This window comes from Pseudobacillus sp. 179-B 2D1 NHS (genome assembly GCF_045370945.1).
Taxonomy (GTDB): Bacteria; Bacillota; Bacilli; order Bacillales; family Domibacillaceae; genus Pseudobacillus.
On the sequence record NZ_JBIQDP010000013.1, the window covers coordinates 132,126 to 141,278 of the forward strand.

Genomic DNA, 9,153 nt, shown 5'->3' on the forward strand with positions numbered 1-9,153 from the left:
CTTCTTTTTGCACAAGGCTTGTTCTAACTAATCCAATTGTATGTTCAGGCGCTCTTTAATAAAAGCGATAGCTTCTTTAATGTGACTGACCGTGTAGTCTGCTTCGTGTAGGCCAATGCCAATGGCTACACCGGCCTCCCTTAGCATTGGCAAGTCGTTAGCGCTGTTTCCGACTGCTATCACTTGCTCTTTCTTGATACCTTCCCAATCCATAATAATATTTAGAGCAACCCCTTTGTCAATCCCAGGAGGGACGATTTCAAAGCTGTCATCAGGATGGGCATAAAACGTGTATTCGTGATCATCAATCACATGATGATAATAATGGGTAACGAAGTCTAAAAGCTCGTCACGCACTTCCTGCTTCATTGGAAAAACAGCAAAGTTAGTGAAATTCGGTTGTATCCAGGCGGTATGGCCAAAATTCTTTTGAACAAGTGAGCGCAGATGATCCAGCTTTTGCTTTCCTGATGGATGGACCTCATGAGTAAATACTTTCTTAGGAGGAAAGCCGATTTGATAGTAAATATGCGCGCCGTTTTCTCCAGCTATGATAGGCTCTTTTAACCCTAGCTGCCTTCCTAAGCCTCCTAAGTACATCGCAGGGCGGCCTGATATAATAGCGATCTTTATTCCTTGATCCTCAGCCTTTCGTAAAAATTGAAGTATATCTGGATGAATCGGCCTATCAGGATCGGAAAGCGTATGATCTAAATCAAAAGCAAGCAGCTTATACATAGGCAGAACTCCTCTGAATTTTTTATATAACTTGATGTGGGAACGTTCCCACATCAAATATTTTAACATGGTGCGAAGACATTGTCATTCAACTGGAAAATATTGTTTTGCAAAAGTGGAGAGATGGTCTCTTCTTCTTTGTTTCAAAGCAGCTTTAATTGCGGTATAATATAATCTGCGCATGATTAAGCAACGTACTTGATTCGTTATATATAATCGTCACAAGCTCCTTTGAAATAGCGTTGAAAAGCCAGTTTGTTTTGCATTCATCATTTAATTTAGATTCAAAGTGGAAAGAGAGTGTTCACGATGGGACGTAAATGGAACAATATTAAAGAGAAGAAAGCAGCAAAAGATGCTAACACAAGTCGCATATATGCTAAATTTGGGCGTGAAATTTATGTAGCGGCCAAACAAGGTGAACCTGATCCAGAATCGAATCAGGCGCTAAAGTTTGTACTGGAACGTGCTAAAACATACAGTGTGCCAAAACATATTATTGACCGCGCGATTGAAAAAGCAAAAGGCGGATCAGATGAGAACTATGACGAACTTCGTTATGAAGGTTTCGGTCCAAATGGATCGATGGTTATCGTTGATGCTTTGACAAATAACGTAAATCGTACAGCGTCAGAGGTGCGGGCTGCCTTCGGCAAAAACGGCGGCAATATGGGTGTAAGCGGATCGGTTGCTTATATGTTTGATGCGACAGCTGTTATTGGAATTGAAGGAAAAACAGCCGATGAAGTATTGGAGATTTTAATGGAAGCAGACGTTGATGCTAGAGACATCATAGAAGAAGATGACGCAGTCATCGTTTACGCTGAGCCAGACCAGTTCCATGCGGTGCAGGAGGCATTAAAGGGAGTCGGAATTACAGAATTTACGGTGGCTGAGCTGACAATGCTGGCACAAAATGAAATTGTTCTGCCAGAAGATGCACAGGATCAATTTGAAAAGATGATCGATGCCCTGGAGGACTTGGAAGACGTTCAGCAAGTGTATCATAATGTAGATTTAGGAGAGTAAGAATACTAAGCAGACCTTTGCCTCAGCAAAGGTCTGCTTTTTTGTTGTTTGTAAAATTAAATCGTGTAACGTTTAAAAAATTGTAAATAGTGCGTGCTTTCCCTATCTTGAATTTTAAAAATAGTTAGAATATGATATATACTTATTATCATTTTTAAGGTCAAGGAGGATAGGATCATGCCGTGGATCATTCACCCAAGTTCTATACATAAATGAACGACGTAGAAATTCTTATGTGAAATGTTAAGTATGGTCATTTTAGAATAGGGTGGAGGAAGTATTCGATGTCTAAAACGAAAAAGGATTTCACAATTGTTTTGAAAATTATTCCTAAGGTTCTTCAAACCATATTAAATGTCTCTCTGATTTTTCTTGCTATCATTTTATCTTTTTTATTAGTGAAAGAGCTGATTGTTTTCAGCCAAATTTTAATAGAAAGAGGGGCGAATGATTACAAGCTTTTCCTCGCGAATATTCTTATCTTTTTTCTATATTTCGAATTTATCACAATGATCGTTAAATATTTTAAGGAAGATTATCACTTTCCGCTTAGGTATTTTCTATATATCGGCATCACGGCTATGATTCGGCTTATTATTGTTGACCATGACCATCCTATCAACACATTGCTTTATTCACTTGTTGTTTTAATTTTGATTATTGGTTATTTTATAATGAATCTTACCCCGCACGAAAGGCCGGAAGTACGGTGGTTCTTTAGAAGGGAAAATTCAAATGAAGAGTAGTTTTTAGGACTGTTCTTAAGCCTTTGTTTTCTGGGCTTTTGAATGGTCCTGTTCGTTTATAAAGGCAAGATGCAAATAATAAGAGATTAAAAAGTAGTGTGTTATAATGAGGTCTTGATATGCACAGCTCTATAAGTAGAGAGGATTTTTCTCATGTTCTCGCAATCATTTCTACAGTTAAACACAATTTTTATTAGTATATTAATAGAAGCGATTCCATTTGTATTAATTGGCGTTTTCATTTCTGGATTTATTCAAATGTTTATCACAGAGGAAATGATAGCGAAAGTTATACCGAAAAACCGTTTTTTTGCTGTCCTGTCTGCAGCGGTCATTGGATCTTTATTCCCAGCCTGTGAATGCGGCATCGTACCGATTGTCCGCCGGCTTCTTTTAAAAGGCGTTCCTTTGCATGCCGGCATTGCGTTTATGTTAACGGGACCTGTAATTAATCCAATTGTTCTGTTTTCAACCTATGTTGCGTTTGGCAATCAGTGGGATATGCCTCTATACCGGGGTGGCTTGTCATTTATCGTAGCTATTTTAGTGGGGGCTATTATTTCGTGGCAGTTTAACGAAAACCAACTTTTGGAGAAAGGTTCAGCACATGACCACTGTCATACTCAGGGAAAGCAGACATTCATCCATAAGTTTGTTGGTATGCTGCGTCATGCCGCAGAGGAATTTTTCTCGGTCGGTAAATATTTGATTATCGGAGCATTTATTGCAGCAGCTATGCAAACGTACGTTAAAACTTCCACTCTATTAGAGATTGGACAAACGGAAGCAGCTTCTCATCTTGTTATGATGGGCTTGGCTTTTGTTTTGTCTCTTTGTTCAGAGGCTGACGCTTTTATCGCCTCTTCTTTTAGAAGTACTTTTTCCACCGGCTCCCTAGTTGCTTTTCTCGTTTTCGGAGCGATGGTCGATATTAAAAATCTTCTTATGATGTTAGGTACATTTAATAAACGATTTGTATTGTATTTAGTTGCATATATTACGATTTTTGTATTTATTGGTTCATTGTTGATTTAAAGGAGGGAATGGGATGTTTCGAATCTATATTTTATTGCTGTTTACCTTTTTCTTTTTTCATCTCCATGCTTCCGGAAATATCACTAAATATATCAATATGAAATATGCATATTTATCATACAGCGCGATTTTTATTTTTGCGCTTCTTACCGTTGTTCAGGCCTATGACTATTTTAAGGGATCAGGGGAGTCAGCCGATGAGACATGCTGCGACCATGATCACGAACACGAAAAGGATAAGCCTTTTTACCAGCGGTGGCTTTTCTATCTTGTTTTTGTGTTTCCTTTAGTAGCAGGTTTGTTTTTCCCGGTTGCTACACTGGATTCAACAATCGTTAAATCAAAGGGGTTTTCATTCAAGCCGATGGAACAAATAGAGGCTGCCGACCATTATGCCCAAACTCAATATTTAAAGCCTGATACGAGTGTCTATTACGGCAAAGAGGGGTATGATGAGCTGATGGAAAAGGAGTTAGCTAAATATGCCTCTAAGCAGGAGATCGTTTTAGATGATGCTCAGTTTTTAAAAGGAATGGAAACTATTTATGATTTTCCAGGGGACTTTCTTGGAAAGAGCATTGAGTTTGATGGTTTTGCTTTTCATGGAGAGAGTACGGATAAGCGACAGCTGTTTGTGCTTCGTTTTGGTATCATTCATTGTGTTGCAGATTCAGGGGCTTTTGGGATGCTAGTTGAATTCCCGGAAGAAACAAATCTTCAAGATGATGACTGGATTCATGTGAAAGGCACCTTGTCATCCATTTATTATCAGCCGTTCAAGTCAACGATCCCAGTATTGCTTGTAAAAGAATGGCATCCGATCGATAAGCCAAAAGATCCTTATGTCTATAGAGGGTATTAATATCTTGAAGCTGAATGATAAGGGCTTTTATGCTAGATTGTAGTTGAAGGACTAATGAAGAAATTGGAAAGGGTGGTTTGCATGGGACAGTGTAATATTGATCATTCACAACAAGATGTGATTCAAAAGCTGGAAAGCCAAAAAGAATTTCTTTCGACATCTTTATATGAAAATTTGTACAAGTTTTTAAAAGACCAGCACGCACAGCATACGCTAAATGAACTTTTCCACTTACTTAAAAAATATGATCTATCCTCCCAGGAAGAGCAAGAAACAAGAAATGAAAAGCTAAGGCAGCTCGTTAAGGGATAAAAGATTTAAAGGCATGGTATAAAAAATAGCCTGCCCGGTCAGCAAATAAACGTACAATAAGCAGAAACAGCAACGCCCGGCAATCCATTTATTGATGATTGCCGGGCGTTTTGTATGAAAAGCTATTCCATCATGTCGGCTACAATCTCATACGAACGCAGCCGGTCTTGGTGGTGAAAAATTTGTGAATTAACGATAATTTCATTCGCTTTTGTTTCTTCCAGGAAGCTGGAAAGTTTTTGCTGAACAATTTCAGGTGTACCAACAATAGTAGCCCGTGAATCCAGCGTTTTCTCAATGGCGGCTCGTTCAAATGGACTCCAAACTTGATCAATATCATCAATAGGCGGCTTCAACTGTGTGGGTTCGCCCCTTCTTAAGCTTAGAAATTGCTGCTGTTGAGAAGTGGCTAACCACTGAGCTCTTTTTTCCGTATCAGCGGCAATAATATTTACTCCAACCATAGCGTACGGCTCCTGAAGCACACTGGAAGGGGTGAAGTTGTCGCGATAAATTTTTAAAGCTGGAAGTGTATATTCTGCCGCAAAGTGACTGGCAAAAGCAAAAGGCAAACCTTTCTGAGCAGCAAGGCGGGCGCTGAAATCGCTTGAGCCAAGCAGCCAGATTGGAATGTCCAAGCCCTCGCCAGGAAACGAACGTACACGGGCAGAGGGACTTCCTTCAAAGTAAGCTTGGAGTTCGTCCAACTGCAGCGGAAAATCCTCGACGCGGCTATGAAGTGTGCGGCGTAGTGCAAAAGCGGTCGCCTGGTCGCTGCCAGGGGCACGGCCAATGCCGAGATCGATCCGGCCGGGATACAAGGACTCGAGTGTTCCAAATTGTTCGGCTATAACAAGCGTCGCGTGGTTCGGCAGCATAATGCCTCCCGATCCGACGCGAATATGCTTGGTCGCTCCGGCGATATGGCCGATGATTACGGACGTCGCTGAACTGGCAATGCCCGGCATATTGTGATGCTCAGCCAGCCAATAACGGTGAAATCCCCATTTTTCCACGTGCTGAGCGAGGTTGGTACTATTCTTAAAAGACTGTGCTGCATTGCTTCCTTCGTTAATAGGAGCAAGATCGAGCACAGATAAAGGAATGCCTTGGAAGTGTTTTGGTTTTATTGCAGTCATCATTTCCCCTCCTTATGGGTTCTGCAATAAGAAATAATACAGTGTTTGAGATCAATCTTCCAATGAACTGCCTGAGAAGCTGGATGATATAGCCCTGATGATCTACCTGATTTGCTTTCCCCGTTCTTTTAATAACATGATGGTGTATAGAAGCATAGATAAAAACACTGAGACAGCTGAGGCTAAGTAAATGTCCTTGTAACTGAGCAAAAAGGCGATTTGACCAAAGGCTACTGCTCCAACGCCTACACCAAGATCAAAAAAGGAGAAAAACGTCGCATTGGCCATCGCTTTTCGGTTGTTTGGCGCCTGATTAACTGACCAGGCTTGCAAAGCAGGATTGACACTGCCGAAACCTGTGCCATATAGCGCTGCTGCTATAAAAAGAGCTGTAGAGTTAGGAAGCCATGCAAGCAAAAGCATAGCGATAAAAATAATGAAAGATCCTGGGAGAAAAATAGCGATATGCCCTTTTCTATCATAAATTCTGCCAGCAAATGTTCGGGTAATCATGAGAAAGAGAGCGAAAATCAAAAAGTACATTTCAATTCCGCCAATGCCTTTTTGCGCTGTGTACAAAGGTAAAAAAGAAGAAATCCCACCAAACGTAATTGTGATAAAGAACAGTAGCACGGATGGTTTAACTGCTGTTTTTTCTAAAATGTCAAATCTGCCAGGAGACTCTTTCTTTAAAGAAGGTTCTGCCTTCTTGTAACGTACCCTGGTTGACAGGATGAGTGCAACCACACCCAGACCGGCACAAATCATAAACAACTTTGCAAAGGAGATTGAGCTAGCCAGAGTTAATCCCAAGGCGGGGCCGATCGCCATAGCAAGGTTACCGGAAAGCCCGAAATAGCCCATCCCCTCACCGCGTCGTTTAGGAGGGATTAAGTCAGTCGCAATTGTGCCGGTGGCTGTTGTTGAAAAGCTCCAGCCGATTCCCTGAATAATGCGCAAGGCAAGCAGAAAGGCAATACTGACAGCAAAACCGAAAGAACCAACTGAAAAGACAAAAATAGCGAGCCCGAGCATATAAATGAGCTGACGTCCTCTCTTTTCTAACGCATGGCCTACATAAGGCCGGAGCAAAAGAGCAGAAAAAGTGAAGATCCCTGTAATAATACCGATGGACTGCTCGCTGCCCCCCAGATGTTCAACAAAAAGAGGTACGGTCGGCAATGTCATTTGAAATCCGAGAAAAATGAAGAAATTTGCCAAACAAATAAGAATAAAGTCTTTTGTCCAGATTTTATCCGCTTTTGTCCGTATGTATGCTTGCCCGGTCATATCATCCTTCCTTTCAGTTGTGACAAGTAAAAATTATATAACTTATATAAAAGAGTACTGAAAGCCAGCAGTGAACGCAAATGCTTGACATAAAGAAGCTACATTCGGCTGCTTCTGAATAAAAAGAACTGATTTAATAACCTATCAAGCAGGCATTAAATCAGTTCTTGTCGTCGCTTTATCAAATCCTTCAACGCTGCTTTAGAATTGGCCGAACGAATCTCTTACCATTTTAAGCATGCCAAGCTGAGATAAATTAGCTATACCACAGAGTGAAAGGGAGATTTCCGTTTCACGGGTGAAGTTCTCAATAACCTTTTCTATTCCCTGTTGTCCATGAGCCGCCAGGCCATAAAGGAATGGTCGTCCAATTAAAACCGCATCCGCACCTAGTGCAAGAGCTTTAATCACGTCAGTGCCCCGCCGGATGCCGCTATCAAATAAAACAGGCACCCTTTTTTGGACAGCCTCCGCAATAGCAGGGAGAGCATCAATAGAAGCGATCGTTCCGTCGAGCTGTCGTCCTCCATGATTGGAAACGACTAGGCCGTCTACCCCATATTCTAATGCCCTTTTTGCATCTTCAGGGTGTAAAATACCTTTTAACAAAACAGGCAAGTTGGTTCTTTCTTTCAGCTTGGCGATATGGTTCCAATGAAGAGATAACGTTTGCATGTTTTCCAGCATAGACGTAACGATTGCTTCCTCATCATGGCTCTTTAAGGCATTCATAAAGGCAGGATCACTTTCGTAATTCGCTTTCCCAAAGCCTTTAGCGAGCGGGGAAAATTGATTGCGAATATCGGTTTCACGGAAGCCTGTTCGAATTGTATCCACTGTCACGACAATGGCTTCATAACCTGCATTCTCCGCTCTTTCCGCCATGCTGAAAGAAACATCTTCGTTGTTAGACCAATAAAGCTGAAACCATTTAGAGCCCGTTGGGGCGGCCGCTGCTACTTGTTCAATAGAATGGCTTGCTACTGTACTTAATACGAAAGGAATTCCTAAAGCGGCGGCGGCTCTAACAGAGGCCAATTCTCCCTCGGGATGAGCAAGCTTTTGCATGCCGATCGGTGCCAGCAGAAACGGCCGCTTATATGTGCGGCCAAATAATGACACGCTCATGTCGGCATTAGACACATCGCTTAACATTCTCGGAACAATTGCCCATTTGCCAAAGGCTTCTTCGTTCCTTTTAGCTGTTTCTCCTTTTCCAGCACCCGAGCTGGCATAGCCGTATCCACCAGCCTGCATGAGACTCGCCGCTTTTTGCTCCCACTCATCAAATGAAAGCGGAAATTCGATTTCTTTACTGACTTCTTCAGCTGGTATTAGCTGTTCTGGTTGACTCATTTGCAGGACCTCACTCTTCTATTATTTTGTGTCATTTCCTAAGATAAATTTCGAATTTTCTTTCTTTTATTATTGTAAGGTTTATTTTTCCACTTGTACATACGTTTCAGATGGATATATTGCCATCTGAAATAGAAAGACCGGCTGAAGGCCGGTCTCTTGTGTTTAAATATTTAATTCCTGACGCTCTTCCGGTGTGAAGACACGCGACCTCGTTAAAAATCGCTTGCCTTCAGGACCTTCGAGGGAAAACATCCCACCACGTCCGTCAACGACATCAATGATCAGCTGTGTATGTTTCCAGTATTCATATTGGGCTTCACTAATATAAAAAGAGGAGCCGCCAATTTTACCAAGCAGTACGTCACTATCGCCTGTTAAGAATTCACCCTCCGGATAACACATTGGGGAGCTGCCATCACAGCAGCCTCCCGATTGGTGAAACATAAGGGGACCGTATTTTTGCTTCAGCTTGTCAATTAATTCAAGGGCAGCAGGGGTGGCTGTTACACGTTCAACCATTTAAATACGCTCCTTTCCGCTAGTGCAGAAGATGCTGTGCTTGTAAGTATTAGAAGAATCCAAGGGCATCCTCGCTGTAGCTGACGAGCAGGTTTTTCGTTTGCTGGTAATGAGACAACATCAT

Annotated in this window: 10 protein-coding genes and 1 pseudogene; 5 read left to right on the top strand and 6 right to left on the bottom strand. The window is 41.7% G+C overall.

The annotated features are described in order from the left end of the window. Positions 1-27: 27 nt before the first annotated feature. On the bottom strand, positions 28-738 hold the full coding sequence (locus ACH0BF_RS14280; RefSeq protein WP_406909540.1) for an HAD family hydrolase: 711 nt from the start codon (positions 736-738) through the stop codon (positions 28-30). 309 nt (positions 739-1,047) lie between these two features. On the opposite strand from ACH0BF_RS14280, the gene ACH0BF_RS14285 reads away from it, so the two are divergent. From ACH0BF_RS14285 to ACH0BF_RS14305, 5 genes are all read left to right on the top strand, one after another. Beyond that, entirely contained in the window at positions 1,048-1,767 is a 720-nt protein-coding gene (locus ACH0BF_RS14285) for a YebC/PmpR family DNA-binding transcriptional regulator (RefSeq protein WP_406909541.1), read from the top strand. Between the two features lie 284 nt (positions 1,768-2,051). After that, a complete protein-coding gene (psiE, locus tag ACH0BF_RS14290; RefSeq protein WP_340851833.1) occupies positions 2,052-2,513 on the top strand; it encodes a phosphate-starvation-inducible protein PsiE in 462 nt (153 codons plus the stop codon). 153 nt (positions 2,514-2,666) lie between these two features. Then, the gene (locus tag ACH0BF_RS14295; RefSeq protein WP_406909542.1) at positions 2,667-3,548 is read left to right on the top strand and encodes a permease; all 882 of its coding nucleotides are present in this window, start codon (positions 2,667-2,669) and stop codon (positions 3,546-3,548) included. A 13-nt stretch (positions 3,549-3,561) separates the two neighbouring features. Continuing rightward, positions 3,562-4,410: a TIGR03943 family putative permease subunit gene (locus ACH0BF_RS14300; protein ID WP_340851837.1), complete on the top strand. Its 849-nt coding sequence runs from the start codon at positions 3,562-3,564 to the stop codon at positions 4,408-4,410. An 81-nt stretch (positions 4,411-4,491) separates the two neighbouring features. Next, entirely contained in the window at positions 4,492-4,722 is a 231-nt protein-coding gene (locus ACH0BF_RS14305) for a group-specific protein (RefSeq protein WP_120035570.1), read from the top strand. A 122-nt stretch (positions 4,723-4,844) separates the two neighbouring features. On the opposite strand, the gene ACH0BF_RS14310 is transcribed toward ACH0BF_RS14305, so the two are convergent. From ACH0BF_RS14310 to ACH0BF_RS14330, 5 genes and pseudogenes are all read right to left on the bottom strand, one after another. After that, positions 4,845-5,861 (bottom strand): LLM class flavin-dependent oxidoreductase, encoded by a 1,017-nt coding sequence (locus ACH0BF_RS14310; RefSeq protein ID WP_406909545.1) that lies wholly within the window; start codon positions 5,859-5,861, stop codon positions 4,845-4,847. A 102-nt stretch (positions 5,862-5,963) separates the two neighbouring features. Next, the gene (locus ACH0BF_RS14315; RefSeq protein WP_340851840.1) at positions 5,964-7,151 is read right to left on the bottom strand and encodes an MFS transporter; all 1,188 of its coding nucleotides are present in this window, start codon (positions 7,149-7,151) and stop codon (positions 5,964-5,966) included. A gap of 201 nt (positions 7,152-7,352) precedes the next feature. Beyond that, positions 7,353-8,507 (bottom strand): alpha-hydroxy-acid oxidizing protein, encoded by a 1,155-nt coding sequence (locus ACH0BF_RS14320; protein WP_340851842.1) that lies wholly within the window; start codon positions 8,505-8,507, stop codon positions 7,353-7,355. A gap of 165 nt (positions 8,508-8,672) precedes the next feature. Next, positions 8,673-9,029, bottom strand: coding sequence for a DUF779 domain-containing protein (locus ACH0BF_RS14325; RefSeq protein WP_120035562.1), 357 nt, complete (start codon positions 9,027-9,029; stop codon positions 8,673-8,675). 49 nt (positions 9,030-9,078) lie between these two features. After that, positions 9,079-9,153: pseudogene (locus ACH0BF_RS14330) on the bottom strand (aldehyde dehydrogenase family protein); the annotation flags it as partial.

What these genes read in the sequence shown, in the direction of transcription:
- psiE (WP_340851833.1), top strand. Translation starts at nt 2,052, where the DNA reads ATGTCTAAAACGAAAAAGGATTTCACAATTGTTTTGAAAATTATTCCT.
- ACH0BF_RS14310 (WP_406909545.1), bottom strand. Translation starts at nt 5,861, where the DNA reads ATGACTGCAATAAAACCAAAACACTTCCAAGGCATTCCTTTATCTGTG.
- ACH0BF_RS14300 (WP_340851837.1), top strand. Translation starts at nt 3,562, where the DNA reads ATGTTTCGAATCTATATTTTATTGCTGTTTACCTTTTTCTTTTTTCAT.
- ACH0BF_RS14315 (WP_340851840.1), bottom strand. Translation starts at nt 7,151, where the DNA reads ATGACCGGGCAAGCATACATACGGACAAAAGCGGATAAAATCTGGACA.
- ACH0BF_RS14320 (WP_340851842.1), bottom strand. Translation starts at nt 8,507, where the DNA reads ATGAGTCAACCAGAACAGCTAATACCAGCTGAAGAAGTCAGTAAAGAA.
- ACH0BF_RS14325 (WP_120035562.1), bottom strand. Translation starts at nt 9,029, where the DNA reads ATGGTTGAACGTGTAACAGCCACCCCTGCTGCCCTTGAATTAATTGAC.
- ACH0BF_RS14285 (WP_406909541.1), top strand. Translation starts at nt 1,048, where the DNA reads ATGGGACGTAAATGGAACAATATTAAAGAGAAGAAAGCAGCAAAAGAT.
- ACH0BF_RS14305 (WP_120035570.1), top strand. Translation starts at nt 4,492, where the DNA reads ATGGGACAGTGTAATATTGATCATTCACAACAAGATGTGATTCAAAAG.
- ACH0BF_RS14280 (WP_406909540.1), bottom strand. Translation starts at nt 738, where the DNA reads ATGTATAAGCTGCTTGCTTTTGATTTAGATCATACGCTTTCCGATCCT.
- ACH0BF_RS14295 (WP_406909542.1), top strand. Translation starts at nt 2,667, where the DNA reads ATGTTCTCGCAATCATTTCTACAGTTAAACACAATTTTTATTAGTATA.